19 protein-coding genes and 1 pseudogene are annotated in these 17616 nt (G+C 68.3%); 14 read left to right on the top strand and 6 right to left on the bottom strand.

Annotated features, from left to right (window positions below):
* Positions 1-197: 197 nt before the first annotated feature.
* Entirely contained in the window at positions 198-1268 is a 1071-nt protein-coding gene (locus tag AR539_RS19100) for a M23 family metallopeptidase (protein ID WP_066438460.1), read from the top strand.
* 93 nt (positions 1269-1361) lie between these two features.
* Here the strand turns inward: AR539_RS19100 and AR539_RS14850 are convergent, their stop codons facing one another.
* Both AR539_RS14850 and AR539_RS14845 read right to left on the bottom strand, forming a co-directional pair.
* Positions 1362-2003 carry an NADPH-dependent F420 reductase gene (locus AR539_RS14850; RefSeq protein ID WP_066440028.1) on the bottom strand — a complete coding sequence of 214 codons (642 nt, stop codon included), beginning with the start codon at positions 2001-2003 and terminating at the stop codon, positions 1362-1364.
* Between the two features lie 247 nt (positions 2004-2250).
* Positions 2251-3687 carry a DUF2252 domain-containing protein gene (locus tag AR539_RS14845; RefSeq protein WP_066438458.1) on the bottom strand — a complete coding sequence of 479 codons (1437 nt, stop codon included), beginning with the start codon at positions 3685-3687 and terminating at the stop codon, positions 2251-2253.
* Positions 3688-3911: 224 nt separating this feature from the next.
* Here AR539_RS14845 and AR539_RS14840 point away from each other — a divergent pair.
* Positions 3912-4849 (top strand): annotated as a pseudogene (locus AR539_RS14840) (5'-3' exonuclease).
* Positions 4850-4858: 9 nt separating this feature from the next.
* Here the strand turns inward: AR539_RS14840 and AR539_RS14835 are convergent.
* The gene (locus AR539_RS14835; RefSeq protein WP_082699381.1) at positions 4859-5989 is read right to left on the bottom strand and encodes a serine hydrolase domain-containing protein; all 1131 of its coding nucleotides are present in this window, start codon (positions 5987-5989) and stop codon (positions 4859-4861) included.
* A 267-nt stretch (positions 5990-6256) separates the two neighbouring features.
* On the opposite strand from AR539_RS14835, the gene AR539_RS14830 reads away from it, so the two are divergent.
* The 3 genes from AR539_RS14830 (at position 6257) to AR539_RS14820 (ending at position 8486) form a co-directional block, all read left to right on the top strand.
* The gene (locus tag AR539_RS14830; protein ID WP_066438455.1) at positions 6257-6562 is read left to right on the top strand and encodes a DUF1905 domain-containing protein; all 306 of its coding nucleotides are present in this window, start codon (positions 6257-6259) and stop codon (positions 6560-6562) included.
* A gap of 107 nt (positions 6563-6669) precedes the next feature.
* The gene (locus tag AR539_RS14825; RefSeq protein WP_197410678.1) at positions 6670-7944 is read left to right on the top strand and encodes an MFS transporter; all 1275 of its coding nucleotides are present in this window, start codon (positions 6670-6672) and stop codon (positions 7942-7944) included.
* A gap of 164 nt (positions 7945-8108) precedes the next feature.
* Positions 8109-8486 carry a VOC family protein gene (locus AR539_RS14820; RefSeq protein WP_066440025.1) on the top strand — a complete coding sequence of 126 codons (378 nt, stop codon included), beginning with the start codon at positions 8109-8111 and terminating at the stop codon, positions 8484-8486.
* Between the two features lie 16 nt (positions 8487-8502).
* On the opposite strand, the gene AR539_RS14815 is transcribed toward AR539_RS14820, so the two are convergent.
* Together AR539_RS14815 and AR539_RS14810 are read right to left on the bottom strand one after the other, a co-directional pair.
* On the bottom strand, positions 8503-9075 hold the full coding sequence (locus AR539_RS14815) for an antibiotic biosynthesis monooxygenase (RefSeq protein ID WP_066438451.1): 573 nt from the start codon (positions 9073-9075) through the stop codon (positions 8503-8505).
* Positions 9076-9125: 50 nt separating this feature from the next.
* Complete coding sequence (locus AR539_RS14810) at positions 9126-9467, bottom strand: carboxymuconolactone decarboxylase (RefSeq protein ID WP_066438449.1); 342 nt, start codon at positions 9465-9467, stop codon at positions 9126-9128.
* Positions 9468-9751: 284 nt separating this feature from the next.
* Between AR539_RS14810 and AR539_RS14805 the strand changes: the two genes are divergently transcribed.
* Both AR539_RS14805 and AR539_RS14800 read left to right on the top strand, forming a co-directional pair.
* On the top strand, positions 9752-10054 hold the full coding sequence (locus AR539_RS14805; protein WP_066438447.1) for a hypothetical protein: 303 nt from the start codon (positions 9752-9754) through the stop codon (positions 10052-10054).
* A 69-nt stretch (positions 10055-10123) separates the two neighbouring features.
* A complete protein-coding gene (locus AR539_RS14800) occupies positions 10124-11584 on the top strand; it encodes a protein adenylyltransferase SelO (RefSeq protein WP_066438445.1) in 1461 nt (486 codons plus the stop codon).
* A gap of 49 nt (positions 11585-11633) precedes the next feature.
* Here the strand turns inward: AR539_RS14800 and AR539_RS14795 are convergent, their stop codons facing one another.
* Positions 11634-11891, bottom strand: coding sequence for a metal-sensitive transcriptional regulator (locus tag AR539_RS14795; protein ID WP_066438443.1), 258 nt, complete (start codon positions 11889-11891; stop codon positions 11634-11636).
* Between the two features lie 126 nt (positions 11892-12017).
* Between AR539_RS14795 and AR539_RS14790 the strand changes: the two genes are divergently transcribed.
* The 7 genes from AR539_RS14790 to AR539_RS14760 all read left to right on the top strand — a co-directional run bounded on the left by AR539_RS14790 (position 12018) and on the right by AR539_RS14760 (position 17614).
* Positions 12018-12662 (top strand): rhodanese-like domain-containing protein, encoded by a 645-nt coding sequence (locus AR539_RS14790; RefSeq protein ID WP_066438441.1) that lies wholly within the window; start codon positions 12018-12020, stop codon positions 12660-12662.
* On the top strand, positions 12659-13567 hold the full coding sequence (locus AR539_RS14785) for a sulfite exporter TauE/SafE family protein (protein ID WP_066438439.1): 909 nt from the start codon (positions 12659-12661) through the stop codon (positions 13565-13567). Before AR539_RS14790 ends, AR539_RS14785 begins: the two co-directional genes overlap by 4 nt.
* A gap of 42 nt (positions 13568-13609) precedes the next feature.
* The gene (locus tag AR539_RS14780) at positions 13610-13906 is read left to right on the top strand and encodes a rhodanese-like domain-containing protein (RefSeq protein WP_066438434.1); all 297 of its coding nucleotides are present in this window, start codon (positions 13610-13612) and stop codon (positions 13904-13906) included.
* A 53-nt stretch (positions 13907-13959) separates the two neighbouring features.
* Positions 13960-14322 (top strand): thioredoxin, encoded by a 363-nt coding sequence (gene trxA, locus AR539_RS14775; protein WP_066438432.1) that lies wholly within the window; start codon positions 13960-13962, stop codon positions 14320-14322.
* Positions 14323-14344: 22 nt separating this feature from the next.
* Positions 14345-14728, top strand: a complete 384-nt coding sequence (locus AR539_RS14770; RefSeq protein ID WP_066438429.1) for a rhodanese-like domain-containing protein — start codon at positions 14345-14347, stop codon at positions 14726-14728.
* A 105-nt stretch (positions 14729-14833) separates the two neighbouring features.
* Entirely contained in the window at positions 14834-16243 is a 1410-nt protein-coding gene (locus tag AR539_RS14765; protein WP_066438427.1) for an MBL fold metallo-hydrolase, read from the top strand.
* 87 nt (positions 16244-16330) lie between these two features.
* Positions 16331-17614 carry an MFS transporter gene (locus tag AR539_RS14760; protein WP_066438425.1) on the top strand — a complete coding sequence of 428 codons (1284 nt, stop codon included), beginning with the start codon at positions 16331-16333 and terminating at the stop codon, positions 17612-17614.
* Positions 17615-17616 lie beyond the last annotated feature (2 nt).

The raw sequence follows: 17616 nt of genomic DNA, 5'->3' as shown, positions 1-17616 counted from the left end.
CGGCAGGGCATCAGGCGTCTGCCTGACGGCGTGATGCCCATTTGGTTGCCTTTTTGGGCGCTCTTTTCACCGCGTAGGCCGCGAAGATAAAAGTCAATACCGGGAGCAAGATTCGGGTGAGGGCTGTGTTCAAACGCCAACGCGGGGATGTCTTTGACAGCCCATCGGGCCGATGGCCCGCGTCGCCTTTCCCGGCCGTGGTGTTCATCGCCGTCATCTTTGTGGCCCTCGGGTTCGAGGATGCGTGGTTTTCGGTTCTTCCGGAGCCCGCAGCCGCCTCGATCGGTCCGCTCGGCCTGACGGTGAAGTACGCAGGCGAGCCCCCGGCCGCACCGCCGGAAGCGCCTCCCGTGATGGCGGACCCGGACGGGATCCTCTCCTTTGAGCGGGTTGACGTCGATACGATCGCCGCGGACGGTACGCGCAAAATGACCGTCGCCTCACGGGCGCTGGTGCGTCCTTCATCGGGATCGTTGCTTGCCCCCTTGGAGGTACTGCGGCCGTCGTCTCCGTTCGGAGTCCGTATCAATTCGCTCAGCGGCGCTGCCGGCGAGTTTCACTGGGGGCAGGACTTCGCGGCACGGTGCGGGACGCGGGTCTACGCGGCCGACGCCGGCGTGGCACGGGCTGTCGGATGGCATCCTTGGGGCGGTGGAAACCGCGTGGAAGTCGACCATGGCAACGGCATCATCACCACCTACAACCATTTGGAGTCCAGCACTGTCCAGCAAGGGGAGTCTGTAAAAGTAGGGGAAGTTATCGCACACGTCGGCACCACCGGGTCGTCCACGGGCTGCCACCTCCATTTCGAAACAATCTCAAAAGGCATCCACGCGAATCCCCTCAATTGGACCCTGTTGCCGGTGTCCCAGCTGGACCGCCTCGATGATCTTCCTGAGTTGGACTTCGAGCCGGGCCGCGGTGCCCAAGCTGACCTGAAACCGGTCTGGGCAGTTCCCATGGGAGATGCCAGCAAACGCAGCGTTACCGGCGGCGACCACGAGGCGCCAGTGGTCAAACCGCCCGAAACGGACGGCCCGGGGCCGGCAGGGCCGGCTTCACCGGCCGGTCCAGTCGACCCGACGGCGGACCTGCCGGTCACCCCAACGGACACTCCGCCGGTCGACCCGCCCGTGGACCCGCCTGCGGACCCGCCCGTGGACCCGCCTGCGGACCCGCCGATGGACCCACCTGCTGACCCTCCGATGAAGCCGGCGGACCCGGAACCCGATCCGGCCGTCTCGCCGCCCGGCCCGGTCAAGCCCTGATCGTAAGAGCGGACCAACAACAAAGAAGCACGACGGCGGGGCTGTTCCCGCCGTCGTGCTCCCGGATTCCATTGGCTGCAAGCAGCCGGCCTGTTACTTGGTGACCTGAAGTCCCGTGTCCCAGTTGAAGTCGGCGAACTCCGGGTTGGCCTGCATGGTCATGAGGACAAACTGGAAGCCTTCCAGTTCGCGGGCGCGCTTCAGCGGACCGACCACCAGGGGGCGCATGCCGCCGGCGTCGACGAGGCTGCTGACAGCAGCGTTGGCTGCCCCGTTGTCGCCGGCAATGAAGACGTCCAGCGGCTGTCCGCCGGACTCGCCGGCCACCAGGGTGCCGGCGAAAGTGGTGTTGAATGCCTTGACCACGTGCGCGCCGGCGGGGGCAAGCTGCGAGATTTCCTCGGCGGCGGAGTTCCCCGGCTCAACCACCAAGGAATCGAAGGTTTCGAAGTTCACCGGGTTGGTGATGTCCACGATGGTCTTGCCGGCCAGGGCATCGCCGTAGGCCCGGACGACGGACTTGGCGGCGTCGAAGGGGACCGCCAGGACCACGATGTTGCCCTGCGGAACGTCGACGGTGGAGCCGGAGGTGACGCCGGCACCAAGCTCCGCGGCCAGTTCCTGCGCCTTGGCGGCGTCCTGTCCAAGGATCTGGACGGACTGGCCGCCGGCCAGGGCGCGGGTTGCGATGCCGCGGGCCATGTTGCCGTTGCCGATGATGGTGAGGTTCGTCATGGGGGTCTTCTTTCCGAATATGCGGGCCAGGAGGGTTTTCATCAGAATCTGTTCTGCCGGGGAATGTTTGTTGAAGCTACAACTAATGTACGCCGGAGAAGTTGAAGCGTCAACTATCGCGTGTGGACTCCGCCCGCGGCGCTGCCCACATAGCGGAGAACGGCGGGAAGTTTCCCGCCGTTCTCCGCTGTTCGTGCCCCTTATCGACGCCCGCCCGCACCACGCCGGGCCGGCGAACCTGTGCCGCCTAGATGGCGTCGGTGGCCGGAAGCCGGCCGGACCGCACAGCCTCGGCGAAGGCCTCGTAGTCCTTTTCGTTCTGGTCCGCGTACCGCCCGGAGAAATCGGTGATGGACTGGTCGAACTTGTCGCTCTTGCCGAGGTAGGACGCGATCGCCACCGGGTCGCCGGACCTGGCGTGGGCCCGCGCCAGCGTCCAGCCGCAGGCGTTGGCATAGAAGTTCATGCCAAGCGGCTTCATCCCCTCCACCACGGCTGAGCCCTTCATGTCGCGCAGCTGGCGCCAGTACAGGTACCGGTTGTCCTGCACGCCCTTGGTCCAGCCCAGGAAGATGTCGCTCGCGGCCTGCATCATCCGCTGCCCCTGCACCACGCGTTCGCCCGGCTGCTTGTACCGGCTCTTCGGCAGGTGGTCCTCAAGCACGGATTTGGTGGCTTCCTTGACCTGGAGGAACAGGGGGTCCTCCTGGTCGCGTCCCTGGAGCAAGGCGATAAACGCCCGCGTGCCGACGCTGCCCACTCCCACCACTTTGCGGGCGACGTCGATGACCTCGAACCGTTCCAGGAGGTGGCGGCGGTCGTCGGGCAGCGTGGCCCGGTAGGAACGCAGCTGGTCACGGACCGCCTTCTCAACCTCATCGCCGGACATGCCGTAGGTGTCCGCCAGTTCCCTGACGGGCACAACCATCGGTGGCTGGCTGACAATCCGGTACTTCCCGTCGACACGCTCGGCCAGCTTGGACAGCGCCTGCAGGCTGTCCCTGGTGTGCGCCTTCGCCACGTTTTGCCGGGCGGACTTGCCCATGCCCTGCGCAGCCTTCTTCAGGGCCTTACCCTTCTGGCTCGCCACGGCCAGGTCGATGGCTTCCAGCAGTTGCTCCTCGGACAGGCGCGCGTACCAGACGTCCAGGGCGCCCATCTGCGCGAACTGGGCCATTGCTTCGCGGTACGCCCGGACCCCCGTGAGCGTCACAGAGAGCGTTTCTTCGGCGCTGAACCCGTTGTTCCGCCCCGCAATGGTGAAACTGGCGGCCATCCGCTTGACGTCGTACTCGAACGGGCCCGGGAGCGTCTCGTCGAAGTCGTTCAGGTCGAACAGCAGGGTCCGTTCCGGCGAGGCAAACACGCCAAAGTTGGACAGATGGGCATCGCCGCACAGCTGGACGTCCAGCCCGGCCCGCGGAGTGTCCTTCAGGTCGGCGGCCATAATCTTGGCGGCGCCCCGGTAAAACGTGAACGGCGAGACCAGCATCCGGCCGTGGCGCACCGGTACCAGGTCCTGTTCCCGGGTCTTGTTCTGCTCCTCGAGGAGCCCCACCGGATCGGGCCGGTCGGCAGCAGGCGTCCAGCCGGTGTGGCTGGTGACAGGGGTCTTCTTGCGGCTGCCCTTGCCCTTCGACGCACGGTCCTCAACGCTCGGGTGTTTGACTTTGGTCCCGGCCATGATCGGTGACCTCCCACTTACCTCAGGACCTGCCCCGGCAACACGTGCCCGGCGTCGGTACCGGCTGTGCGCGCGGACGCGCCTTGGTTTCCGGCTCATCAGAATCGCTGCACCATCACATACCAGGCGGCCGGTGCGGCCCGGGCCGTCCGCCCACAATGCGATTGTGGCCCTGCGGCGGCCCATCGTCAACGCGCCGGGGCAGAACCGTGGCAGGATCAGGTATGCCCCAGCGCCTGATGCTGCTCGATACCGCGTCCCTGTACTTCCGCGCCTTCTACGGCGTCCCGGACACGGTCCGCCGTGCCGACGGCACCGCCGTGAACGCCGTCCGCGGGCTGCTCGACATGATCGCCCGCCTCACCACGGATTACGAGGCGACGCACCTCGTGGCGTGCTGGGACGACGACTGGCGCCCGCAGTGGCGGGTGGACCTCATTCCCGGCTACAAATCGCACCGGGTGGCCGAAACGGTGGCCGGCTCGCCCGACGTCGAGGATGTCCCGGACGCGCTGGAGGCGCAGATTCCCCTGATCCGGCACGTCCTGGGCCTCGCCGGGATCGCCGTCGTGGGGGCCGCCGGACACGAGGCCGACGACGTCGCCGGCACCTACGCCAGCCATGCGGAACTGCCCGTCGACGTCGTGACGGGGGACCGCGACCTCTTCCAGGTCGTCGACGACGCCCGCCAGGTCCGGGTGATCTATACCGCGCGCGGCATGCGGAACCTGGAGGTCCTCACCGAGGTGTCGGTGGTCGGCAAATACCGCGTGCTGCCCGCGCAGTATGCCGATTACGCGACCCTCCGGGGCGATACCTCCGACGGGCTGCCGGGAGTCGCCGGCGTCGGCGAGAAGACCGCCGCGTCGCTGCTTGGCGAGTACGGCACCCTGGACGGGCTGCTCGCGGCGGCGGCCGACGCCGGAAGCGGGCTGTCCGCGTCGGTGCGGTCGAAGCTCGCGGCGGCCGCGGACTACCTCGCCGTCGCGCCGCCGTCGTGAACGTTGTGCGGGACCTGGAACTGCCGACGCTGGAGGAGGCGGGCGCGCAGCTGAGGCCCGTCGCGGGCGGTGACCGCGCCGAACTGGAGCGCCTCGCCACTGACTGGAACCTCGGCAGCTCGGTCAGGCGGCTCCTCGAGGCACTCGACCGGCAGCAGTAAACGCGCCGGCTACGGCCAGGATGCGGCTGCCAGGATGGCGAAGAGCGGTTCGAAGTCGTACATCCGGGTGCTGTTGCTCATAACGACGATGCCGAGACCCCGCTCGGGGTAGAGGCGCATGACGTTCCAGAAGCCCGCGCCGGCGCCGAAATGCTCCACCCACTGCCCGGCGGTCCCGGCCGGCCGGCGGAACCAGCCGGTTCCGTGGTCGAACGGCTTCCCCGGCTGGTCGATGATGCGCATGCGGCGTGCCGACCCGGGCGACAGGACGCGGACGCCGTCGATCTCGCCGTCGCGAAGGTGCATGCGGAGGAACCTGGCCGCATCCAGAACATCGCCTACCAGGCCGCCGTAGGCGGGACCGTCCACATAGAACGGGTTCAGTGACAGGTACGGCCCGTGGCGGCCTCCCGCGACCCCGCGGGGCAACAGGGCGCGCAGCAGGGGGTCAGCGATCCGGGGCGCTTTGACGTACCCGGTCGCCCTGACCGCGCCGTCCGGGTAGCGGAACGCGGTGTGGTCCATCCCTGCAGGCCGCAGGACGGAGGTGCGGACGTAGTCCTCGAAGGCCATCCCTGCCGCGGACTCGATGACCTGTCCGGCGGCAAGGTAGCTGACGTTGGAGTACCTCGCTGCGTGCCCGGCTGGATAGCGGTAGGCGGTGCGCCTGCCCACCAGGCGCCGGAGCAGGGCCCCGGGGTCCGGTCCCTCAGCGTCGGCCGGGTGCACCCAGCGGAGGGGGAGGGGGTTGCCGAATCCGGCGGTGTGGCTGAGCAACTGGCCCACGCTCGGCGCCGGGGTTCCGGGACCCCGGAGGTAGGCAACGTAGTCGCCGGCAGGGGCGTTGAGGTCGAGGCGGCCCTCGTCCACAAGGCGGAGCGCGGCCGTCGCCGTCACGATCTTGGACATCGAAAACCACAAGTACGACGTCGACGCGGTCGCCGCCGTGTGCGTCGCCCGGTCGGCGAGGCCGTAACCGGCGGCGAAGAGCACACGGTCGCGGTCTGCCACGGCCAGGGAGAGTCCGGGGATGGTGCCCCTGCGCATCATTGAGGTGACGGCCGCCGGCACACCGCGCGGTGGCGTCCCCACTGCGATAGTGCCGGCCGCCCCGTCCGGGTCGTCGCCGTCAATGTCCATGGCTTGTCTTCCGTCCGGCGCTAACGCCCCAGCCCCCGCGCTCCCATTCTAGGAACGGCGGCCGCGCGGGTCGAGGGGGTGTGGAGTGCTCCGCCGGACCTGCCGGGGATATCTCGCAGGGCCCGTTCGGGTCTAGCGTGTCCCCATGACGGACGTCGCCATCACCGCACTGGTCCTCGTGGTCTCTGTCGCGGCGTCCGTGTGGAACCGGCTACCGGTCGAGATCTGTCAACGGACCATGCAAAGTGCACCAGGGAGGCCTGCCCGATGCCCCTGAAGTATGCCTTCACAGCGCGGCTGTGGCTCTATCCAGGAGAAGCCGGGTGGCACTTCCTGACGGTTCCGCCCGAGGTTTCGGACGAGATCCGGGAGGACGCCGCCACCCTCCGGCGGGGCTTCGGCTCCATCAGAATTACGGCCGTCATCGCCGGGCACCGCTGGTCCACGTCGCTCTTCCCGGACAGCCAAAGCGGTTCCTACCTGCTTCCGGTCAAGAAAGCGGTCAGGACGGCGGCCGGTATCAAGGCAGGGGACCAGCTCAGGGTGCAGCTCGAGGTGCCCGAAGCCGGCTGAGCTGCGCCGCTGCACGCGGGCAGGGCCTTGGTGCTCTGGCGCGGGCAGCCGAGGGGGACGAGAATGGGCTGGTGGTCCACCCTCGCTCCGGCGGGGTCGGCGAAGCCATGAACCCCGCCGCCCGGAAGATCCAGCGCGTCTACCTCACGCTGACGCTGGGCAACACCCTCGCCGCCTCGTTCATTTGGGGAATCAACACCCTCTTCCTGCTGGACGCCGGACTCACCAACCTTGAGGCTTTCGCCGCGAACGCGTTCTTCACCGCCGGCATGGTCCTGTTCGAGGTGCCCACCGGAGTGGTGGCCGACGGGTGGGGGCGCCGCGCATCCTTCCTCCTTGGCACCGCCACGCTGGCCGTCTCGACCTACCTCTACTACCTCCTGTGGCAGTTCGCCGCCCCCTTCTGGCTGTGGGCCGTCGTGTCGGTGCTCCTGGGCCTGGGGTTCACCTTCTTCTCCGGCGCGGTGGAAGCCTGGCTTGTCGATGCCTTGCGGTCCTCCGGCTACGAGGGCGAACTGGAGACGGTGCTTGGCCGCGGGCTGATGGTGTCCGGCGTCGCCATGCTGGGCGGCTCGGTGGCCGGCGGTGTGATTGCCCAGGCCACCAACCTCGGCGTTCCGTTCCTGCTGCGGGTGGGCGTGCTGGCGGTGATGTTCGCGGTCGCGTTCCGGCTGATGCACGACGTCGGTTTTGTCCCCGAGCGCTCGGCCCACCCGCTCCGGGCCACCCGTGCCGTACTTTCCGCGTCCATCGAGAACGGATTGAAGAATCCGCCGGTGCGCTACGTCATGCTGGCCGCACCGTTCAGCGCCGGCGTCGGGATCTATGTGTTTTACGCCCTGCAGCCCTATCTGCTGGAGCTCTTTGGCGACCCGCGCGCGTACGCCGTGGCAGGCCTCGCGGCGGCGATCGTGGCCGGCGCGCAGGTGCTGGGCGGCTGGCTGGCCCCGCGGATCCGGCGCCTTGTCCGGCGCCGCACCACTGTGCTGATCCTGAGCAGTGTTGTGAGCGCCGTGCTGCTGGTGGCGCTCGGGTTCACGCAAGTCTTCTGGTTGGCACTGGCCCTGCTGGCACTCTGGGCCGTGGTCTCCTCGGCAGGAACCCCGGTGCGGCAGGCCTACCTGAACGACATGATCCCGTCGAAGCAGCGGGCCACGGTACTCAGCTTCGATTCGCTGATGGGCTCAAGCGGAGGGGTGGTGGTGCAGCCGCTCCTGGGCCGGGCGGCCGACGTCTACGGCTATCCCGCGTCGCTGGCGATCGGCGGCGTTATCGAGCTGATCGCGGCGCCCTTCCTGCTGGCCAGCCGGCGGCAGCACCCCAAAGCGGACGGCGCAGGCTCCTCCGCCGGCACGCCGAATGCCGAGACCCAGCCGTCGTAGAAAGCCGGTGGCCGGGCCGCTGCGGCGGTGCTTTCCGGACGCTATTGACTCTCCCGGACCCGAGCCTACGATGGTGCGCATCAGCACCTGTGAGGCGGCGATCGGGGGTGCCCGCGGCCGGTGCTGGCAACGAGTCAAATCCGGAATTCAAGGGAGTGTTTGTCATGCTGAAGGACCTGGAAATCACTGCCGTCCTCCCCGCCAAGGACATCGGCCGGGCGAGGACGTATTACCGCGACGTGCTGGGACTGGAACCCGCAGAAGCCGCGGACGAGGACAACCTGATGTACCGCTGCGGCAACGGAACCACCTTCCTGCTGTATCAGACCGACAACGCGGGCACCGCCAAAAACACCCAGATGGGCTGGGGCACCAAGAACTTCGACGCCGACGTGGAGGACCTGCGCAGCCGGGGTGTGGTGTTTGAGGAGTACGACTTCCCCGGCCTGAAAACCGAAAACGGGGTCGCCACCTCGGCGATGGGCAAGGCGGCCTGGTTCCTCGACAGCGAGGGCAACATCCTCGGCCTCTTCGAGAACTGAGCAGCCCGGGACCGCGTCAGCGTTTCGCGCGCAGCCACGGTCCCAGCAGCCGGGTGGTCACCGGAAGGAAGATGTAGGTCATCAGCGGGGTGAGAACGCAGGTGGCCAGCAGCACCTGCAGGGGGAGCGGCCAGTCCTGGGTCAGCGGATGCAGCAGGAAATTGGCCAGCAGGCTCAGCGGGAAAAACGGCAGGAAGATGCTGACCATCTGCTTCCAGCGGGGAGGCACCACGGTTTCGGGGACGGTGAGGAGGGCATCCCCGGGTTCGGCGAACCAGCCCTCGATCCCCGTGCGCCGCTCAATCCGGGTCACTTCCACGAGATCTGCGGCGCTGTCAATCCACCAGCGCCGCTCGTCGGACTGCTCCCAGTCGTTCAGCAGGCCCGCGTCCGCAAAGCGGTACAGCATGTGCCACTCGTTCGAATCCGCCGCCGAGCGGACCCAGCCGGAGCCGAGATAGCCCGGCCATTCACGGGCCAGCTCCTGGCCGGCGTGGGCCCAGGCGCTGGCCTGGCGGGTCCGGCCGGGCTGGACGGTGCGGGCTACGGAAACGGTGACGGGCTGGGGACGGACATCAGAGAGGGACACGGCAAGAATCTTACAGAGTGGGTGCAGTCCCGGACCGCCGTCGGACTTGGTCAGCCCCCGTTTCCGGCGTCGAGTTGCGCCTCAAGCTCTGCCTCCATGACGGCGACGGCGAAGCCCAGTGCGCGGGCGAGGTTGCCCGACGCCGCAACCACCTTGGGCGTACCGACCACCGGAGCGACCGCGATGAGGATGCCCTGGACATCCTCCATGGTGATGCCGACGTCGCTGGCGGTACCGGCGTTGAGCAGGTAGGAGGCAGGCGGGGCGTCGACCGCCACCAGCGCCGCAATGCGGGCCAGCATAACCTCGCGGGCCTCTAGTGTGCAGCGCTCAAGCGATGCGGCGGTGATCTCGGCGAGGGCGTCGAGAACCGGGGTTTCTTGATCGGCCATGGTGATGTCTCCAGTACAGTCGGGGCCGCCGTCAGGCAGCAGCGGTTGGGGGAACGGTGGACACCCGCAGTGCGCCGGTGCCACTCCTCCCGCAACGTATCCCCGAGCAGAGGTTCCCGGCATCACCCGGAGCGAATGAGCCGCCGGCACCGGCAGGGAGTCGGGGCAGGTCATCGCCTTCACCGGAGCTGTCGAGCCGGGAAAAGAGCGCCGGTCGGCTCCTTACCTTCAAGGGGCTTTCGGGCCTACAGTTGGGCACGGAGAACTGTCGACAGGAGCGCCCCATGATTACCCTGCAGATCGAACACCAGGTCCGGGACTTCGACATGTGGAGGAGGGCCTTCGACAGTGATCCGCTGGGCCGAGCCGCCTCCGGCGTGCGGTCCTACCGGATCTCCCGGCCGCTGGACCAGCAGGACTACGTGATGCTGGAAATGGACTTCGATACGCAGGCTGCCGCCGTGGACTTCCTCGGGCGGCTGCAGAACGACACCTGGAAAACGGGGGTGACGGCGCCGTCGCTGGTGGGCGAGCCCTCAACCAGGATCATCGAGACGGTCGCCGTCGAACAGGTGCCCGCACCCTGAACCTGGGACCCGCAGCCGGTGGTGGCCGGCACCGGAGCGGCCGGCGGCGCCGGGGGATATTCTGGAGGTATGACTGCCGCAGGCCCCTCAACCGTCACCTTTGACGGACGCTTCGCCCGGGAACTCGCGGAGATGGCCATTCCGTGGCAGGCGGACGAGGCGCCGGACCCGCAGCTCCTGGTCCTCAACGAGCCGCTGGCCGCCGCGCTGGGCCTCGATCCCGGCTACCTGAGGAGCGCCGAGGGACTGCGCCTGCTGACCGGTTCGCTGGTGCCGGGCGGTGCCACGCCGGTGGCCCAGGCCTACTCGGGCCACCAGTTCGGCTGGCCGGCTCCCCGCCTTGGCGACGGGCGCGCGCTCCTGCTCGGTGAGGTCACCGACTCGCGGGGCCGCCTGCGCGATGTGCACCTCAAAGGCTCGGGCCGCACTCCGTTTTCCCGCGGTGGGGACGGCCTCGCCGTCGTCGGGCCCATGCTGCGCGAATACATCGTCAGTGAAGCGATGCACGCCCTGGGCATCCCCACCACCCGCTCACTCGCCGTCGTGGCGACCGGGCGCCCCGTGCAGCGCGAAACGATGCTGCCGGGGGCCGTGCTGACGCGGGTCGCCAGCAGCCACCTCCGCGTTGGAAGCTTCGAGTACGCCGCAGGCACAGGTGACATCAGCCTCCTGCGCCGCCTCGCCGACCATGCGACCAGCCGCCACTATCCCGGCGCCGCGGAGGCGGGCAATCCCTACCTGGCGCTGTTCCAGGCCGTGACCGCCGCGCAGGCCTCGCTGGTGGCGCAGTGGATGTTGGTGGGGTTCGTCCACGGCGTGATGAACACCGACAACATGACCATCTCCGGCGAGACCATCGACTACGGTCCCTGCGCCTTCCTGGACGCCTTCGACCCCGCCTCGGTGTTCAGCTCGATCGACGAGGCCGGGCGCTACTCGTACCGCAACCAGCCGGTCATGGCCGAGTGGAACCTCGCACGGTTCGCGGAGTCCCTGCTGCCGCTCTTCCACGACGTCCCGGAGGAAGCGGTGGCCATGGCGCAGGACGCCCTGGGGGCGTTCCGCCGGCAGTACAGTGCGGCGTGGTCGGCCGGCATGCGGGCGAAGATCGGCCTGCGGGACGCCGACGACGCCGTGACGTCGCCCCTCGTGGATGAGCTGTTCGAACTCCTTGGTGCAGGCCGCCCTGACTACACCTCATTCTTCCGGGCCCTCGCGGGGGCTGCCCGGGGCGATTCCGGCGCCGCGCGGAACCTGCTGCCGGACCCTGCCACGTTCGACGCCTGGGCCGGACGGTGGCGCGCGCAGGGGCCCGACGCCGGCATGATGGACCGGGTCAACCCCGCCTACATTCCGCGCAACCACCTGGTGGAGGAAGCCCTCGAGGAGGCAACAGCCGGCGACCTGGCTCCGCTGGGCCGTCTCCTCGAAGCGGTGACCAGCCCCTACGACGAGCGTCCGGGCCTGGAACGGTATGCCGCCGGAGCGCCGGGCGACTTCGGCCCCTACCGGACGTACTGCGGAACGTAAGTTACGCGGGACCTGAGTTACGGAGGACTTGGCCGGCACACTGCCCGCATTACGCGAGGGAGAGGAAGAGCTTCTCCAGGTCCTTCGTGTCCATGCTGGAGTCTTTCCTGACGGCGCACTGCTCCAGGCCGCTGGCGATGATGGCGAAACCGGCGCGGTCCAGCGCCTTCGAGACGGCAGCCAGCTGCGTGACCGTGGCCTTGCAGTCACGCCCTTCCTCCAGCATGCGGATCACCGCTGCCAGCTGCCCTTGGGCACGCTTCAACCGGTTGATGACGGGGAGCAGTTCTGCGGAATCGAGGTCCATGGCGGTCTCCAAAGCTAGGGTGGATACGATCAACTTTATACCCCCATGGGTATTTTTGACTACCCCCTGGGGTATCTGTAATACTCGGTGGGGTATTCAGTTTTTGTTCGTCTCGAAAGGACACCCATGACGCCCTCTCCCTCTTCGTCAGCCCAGTCTTCGTCCGCACCGGCGGTCACCGCCCTGGCTCCCGAAACCCTGCAGGGCTGGTTCCAGGAACACCAGGACCTCATCGTCATCGACGTCCGCTCGGCTGCGGAGTTCGAGAACATGCACATCCGCGGCTCCTACAACGTCCCGCTGCCGCTGCTCTCGGAGCACACCGAAGAACTGGCCGCCCGCCTGGGCAGCCGCGTCGTCCTGGTGTGCCAGTCCGGAGCGCGGGCTGAGCAGGCCCGCCAGCGGCTGGGTGGCGCCGGGATCGGCACCGCCTACGTCCTGACCGGCGGCGTCCCCGGGTTCGCAGAGATCGGCGGAGATGTGGTCCGCGGCAAGGCCCGCTGGGACCTTGAGCGCCAGGTCCGCCTTGCAGCCGGTTCCCTCGTGGTCCTCGGCCTCGTCGGCGGCAAGTTCGTCTCCCCGAAGGTCCGGCTCCTCGCCGGCGCCATCGGCACCGGCCTGACCTTCTCGGCCGCCACCAATACGTGCGCCATGGGCCAGGCCATCTCCGCCATGCCGTGGAACAAGGCTGCCGAGGAGCCCACGCGCGAGTCCGCCATCCTGCAGTTCCCGGTCGCCAATGCCGCCACCGCGGAGTCCAAGGCCTCATGACCACCACGCTGATCCTCGTCCTCGCACTGTCCGTGCTCATCGGGCTCTCGCTCGGTGTGCTCGGCGGCGGCGGTTCCATCCTGACGGTGCCGATCCTGGTCTACGTGGCCGGATTCGATGCCAAGGAAGCCATCGCGGCCTCCCTGTTCGTGGTCGGTGTCACGTCGGCCGTCAGCGTCGTCAGCCACGCCCGCGCCGGACGTGTGATGTGGCGCACCGGGCTGCTCTTCGGCGTCGCCGGCATGGCCGGCGCCTTCGTTGGCGGCCTCCTGGGCGGTCATATCCCGGGCCAGATCCTCCTCATCGCGTTTGCCCTGATGATGGTCGCCACCTCCATTGCCATGATCCGCGGACGCAAAAAGAAGGCTGACGAGGGCACCGAAGCGCCCAAGCACACCGAACTGCCCCTGTTCCGGGTCCTGCTGGACGGCCTCGTGGTCGGCCTGGTCACAGGCCTGGTCGGTGCCGGCGGCGGATTCCTGGTGGTGCCCGCGCTGGCGCTCCTTGGTGGACTGCCCATGGCAGTCGCCGTCGGGACCTCGCTTGTAGTGATCGCCATGAAGTCCTTCGCCGGACTCGCCGGTTACCTCACCACCGTGGAGCTGGACTGGGGAATCACACTGGCCGTGACCGGGGCCGCCATCATGGGCACGCTGATCGGCTCCAAGCTGGCCGGGCGCATCCCGGAGGCGGCCCTGCGCAAGGGTTTCGGCTGGTTCGTGCTGGTCATGGGCGCGTTCGTCCTGATCCAGCAGGCTTCCGTTGACCTGCGCGGACCGATCGCCCTCGGTGTCGCAGGCGCCGCGCTCGTCGCAGCCGCTGTCTGCTGGTTCTTCGTCAGCAGCTGCCCCCTGCGCAAGTCCAACCGGGCTGCCCAAAAGGATATCCAGCCCACGCCGGTCTGATCCGGCCACAACCATCGGCATCCATTCACGAAAGGCAAGACCATGGCAGAAATCACCATCACCGAAGCAGATCAGCGCCGTAATGAGGCCCAGATTCTCGATGTCCGCGAGGACTTCGAAGTCGCCGAAGGCATGATCCCGGGCGCAATCCACATCCCCATGGGCGAGCTGAAGGCCCGCCTGGCCGAGCTGGACCCGAAGGTTCCGGTCATCGCCATCTGCCGCAGCGGCAACCGCAGCGCCCGCGTGGCCGATGCCCTCAACGGTGCCGGCTTCACCGCGGACACCATGGACGGCGGCATGATCGCGTGGACCCGCGCGGGCCTGCCCACCACCTGACCCGCCCCTGAACCGCATCACGCAGCCCCACGACCCGGAGGAACGGTAAGCACATGGCAACCATCGACATCACCGAAAAGACCCTCGCCGAAACGCTGGAGTCCAACGACATCGTCCTGATCGACTTCTGGGCGGGCTGGTGCGGCCCCTGCCGCATGTTCGCACCCACCTACGAGGCGGCCTCGGAGAAGCACCCCGACGTGGTCTTTGCCAAGGTGGACACCGAGGCGGAGCAGGGCCTGGCCGCCGCGGCGGGCATCACCTCGATCCCCACGCTGATGGCCTTCCGCGACAAAACGCTGGTCTTCTCGCAGCCCGGCGCGCTCAACGCGGCCGGCCTGCAGCAGGTCATCGAGGGCGTGAAGAACCTCGATATGGCCAGCGTGCGGGCCCGGGCGGCGCAGCCGCAGGCCTGACCGGAAGCGGGGCTGAGAGCTGATGCGCACCATCACCACCGATGACCTCGCCGCCAAGTGGCCCCGCGCCGCGCTGGTCGATGTCAGGGGCGCGGATGAATACGCCACGGTCCACATTCCGGGAAGCATCAGCATCCCGCTGGATGAGCTGCCCGGCCGCCTGAAGGACGTGCCCAACAGCACCACGGTGTACGTCCTCTGCGGGTCGGGTAAACGCAGCACCCAGGCGGGCGCGCTTCTTGCCGGGCGGGGCTACGACGTCGTCAACGTCGCCGGCGGCATCACCGAGTGGTACCGCGGCGGACATCCCGTGAACTATGCGCCGCCGCCGGCGGACGCCCCGGCCCGGGGCCGCTGGCGGTCCCTCGCAGACCGTCTTCGCGGGCGCCGGACGGGCTCCCCCTGACGGAGGGATCCGCCGGCAACCAATACCTTTGCAAGATACCCCCGGGGGTATTATTGTTGTTAGTAGTCAACCGGGGTTTCCCCGCTGTTTTTCGAAGGAGAGCACATGCTGCTGGAACGTATTTATGATGAGGATCTTGCCCAGGCCAGCTACCTGATCGGCTGCCAGGCTAAAGGCGAAGCAGTGGTCGTGGACGGCCGCCGGGATATTGCGGTGTACCAGGAGCTGGCGGCGAAGAACGGCATGAAGATCGTGGCGGTCACCGAGACCCACATCCACGCCGACTACCTCTCCGGCACCCGCGAGCTGGCCGCAGCCACTGGTGCGAAGATCTACGTCTCCGGCGAAGGCGGACCGGACTGGCAGTACGGGTTCGAGGGGGAGCGGTTGTTCGACGGCGACACGATCACCCTGGGCAACATCACGATCAAGGCCCTGCATACCCCGGGCCACACCCCGGAACACCTCTCGTTCCTGGTCACCGACGGCGCGTTCAGCGACCAGGCCGGGTACCTGCTCTCCGGTGACTTTGTGTTCTCCGGCGACCTGGGCCGCCCGGACCTGCTCGACGAGGCTGCCGGCGGGGTCGATACCCGCTTCGTGGGAGCGAAGCAGCTCTTTGCCAGCCTGCGGGATAAGTTCCTGACCCTGCCGGACTACGTCCAGGTCCACCCGGCCCACGGCGCCGGCAGCGCCTGCGGCAAGGCCCTGGGCGCGATCCCGTCCTCCACGGTCGGGTACGAGCGGCTCTACGCCTGGTGGGGCCCCTACCTCGCCGCGGACGACGAGCAGGGCTTCATCGACGAACTCCTCGACGGCCAGCCCGACGCGCACGCCTACTTCGGCCGGATGAAGCGCGAAAACCGCGAAGGCCCGGCCGTGATGGGCGAACGCGCACCCCTGCAGGAACTGGACCTCGCCACGGTCGCCAAAGACCTCGCAGCGGACACGGTGACCTTCATTGATACCCGTTCGAACGACCAGGTCCACCAGGGCACCGTGACCGGTTCCCTGAACGTTCCGGCCGGCAAGTCCGTGGCCAGCTTCGGCGCGTGGGTCGTGAACCCGGAAACCGATAAGAACCCGCTGGTGCTGCTGGCCCCGGACCAGGACTCCGCGCAGGAGATGTGGGATCACCTGGTCCGCGTTGGCATCGACAAGGTCGCCGGCTACGTCACCGGCTTCGAGGGCCTGCCCACGAGCACCCCGAAGCTCATCCAGCCCGAGGAGCTCGAGGGCTTCGACGCCGCGATGGTCCTGGACGTGCGCAACCGCACCGAGCACAAGGCCGGGCACATCCCGGGCTCGTACCAGCTCAGCGGCGGCCGGGTGATGTGGCACCTGGACGAACTCCCCGCCCAGGGCACCATCGTGAGCTACTGCCAGAGCGGGGTCCGGAACTCCGTCGCGGCCAGCGCGCTGCGCCGCGCCGGGTACGACGTCGTCGAACTCGACGGCAGCTACGCCGCCTGGACCGCCCACCAGCAGGCACCGGCCACCGTCTCCGCCCGCTAACCCCCACCAGCAATACCTGACACACACCGCAGGCGGCCCCGGCACTGGGGCCGCCTGCAGTGTTCGTCCCCGACCACGTGGAGCACCATGACTTCCGGCAACACCGACTCCCTGCGCCGCAGGCCGCGCCGCACCGGCACCACGCTGGGCCTGCGGCAGAACCTGGGCCAGTTCATGCTCCTCGTGGCCGTCAACGCCCTCGTCGGAGGCACCCTGGGCCAGGAGCGCACCGTGCTCCCGCTGCTGGCCGGGCAGGTCTTCCAGCTGGACCTCTACACGTCGGCGCTGACCTACATCCTCGCGTTCGGCGTCGCCAAGGCCGCCACCAACTACTTCGCGGGCACCCTGTCGGACCGCTACGGCCGCAGGCCCGTCCTGATCACGGGCTGGGTCATCGCCCTGCCCGTCCCGCTGATGCTGATCCTCGGACCGAGCTGGGGCTGGATCGTCGCCGCCAACGTGATCCTGGGCATCAGCCAGGGCCTCACGTGGTCCACCACCGTCGTGATGAAAATGGACCTGGTGGGCCCCTCCCGTCGCGGCTTCGCCATGGGCCTGAACGAAGCGGCCGGCTACCTCGGCGTCGCCGGAACCGCGCTGGCCACCGGCTACATCGCCGCCACATACGGACTGCGGCCCGGGCCGTTCCTGCTGGGCGCCGCCTACATCGCACTGGGGCTCGGGCTGTCGGTCCTCGCCGTCAAGGAAACCCAGGGCCACGCCCGGCTCGAAGCGGCCAACCACACGAACGCCCACGCCGCCGCCCACGGGCAACTCAGCAACCGGCAAATCTTCACCCTCACCAGCTTCCGGGACAAGTCGCTTTCCTCAGTCAGCCAGGCCGGCATGGTCAACAACCTCAACGACGGCCTCGCCTGGGGGCTTTTCCCCGTCCTGTTCGCCGCCGCAGGGCTGACTATCGAAAAGATCGGCATCCTCGCCGCCGTCTACCCTGCGGTCTGGGGCGCCGCCCAACTCTTCACCGGCGCGCTGTCGGACAAGTACGGTCGGAAATGGCTGATCGTGGGCGGCATGCTGGTCCAGGCCGCCGCCCTGGCGATGATCGCCGCCGGCCAGGACTTCGGAATCTGGCTGGCCGCGGCCGCCCTCCTGGGCCTGGGCACCGCCATGGTGTACCCCACCCTGCTCGCGGCCATCGGCGACGTTGCGCATCCCGAATGGCGCGCACGGTCGGTGGGCATCTACCGGCTGTGGCGCGACGGCGGGTTCGCCGTCGGCGCGCTGCTCTCCGGCGTCGTCGCCGACGCCTACGGCATCCCGGTCGCCGTCGGCGTCGTGGGGGCACTCACCGCACTGTCGGGAATCCTGGTGGCCATCCGCATGCGCGGCACCGACCACCACCCGGCCTGACG

This window comes from Arthrobacter sp. EPSL27, assembly GCF_001512305.1.
In the GTDB taxonomy this organism is placed as follows: Bacteria; Actinomycetota; Actinomycetes; order Actinomycetales; family Micrococcaceae; genus Arthrobacter.
The sequence above is the reverse complement of the archived record's forward strand: the minus strand, read 5'-3'. Positions and strand labels throughout refer to the sequence as shown.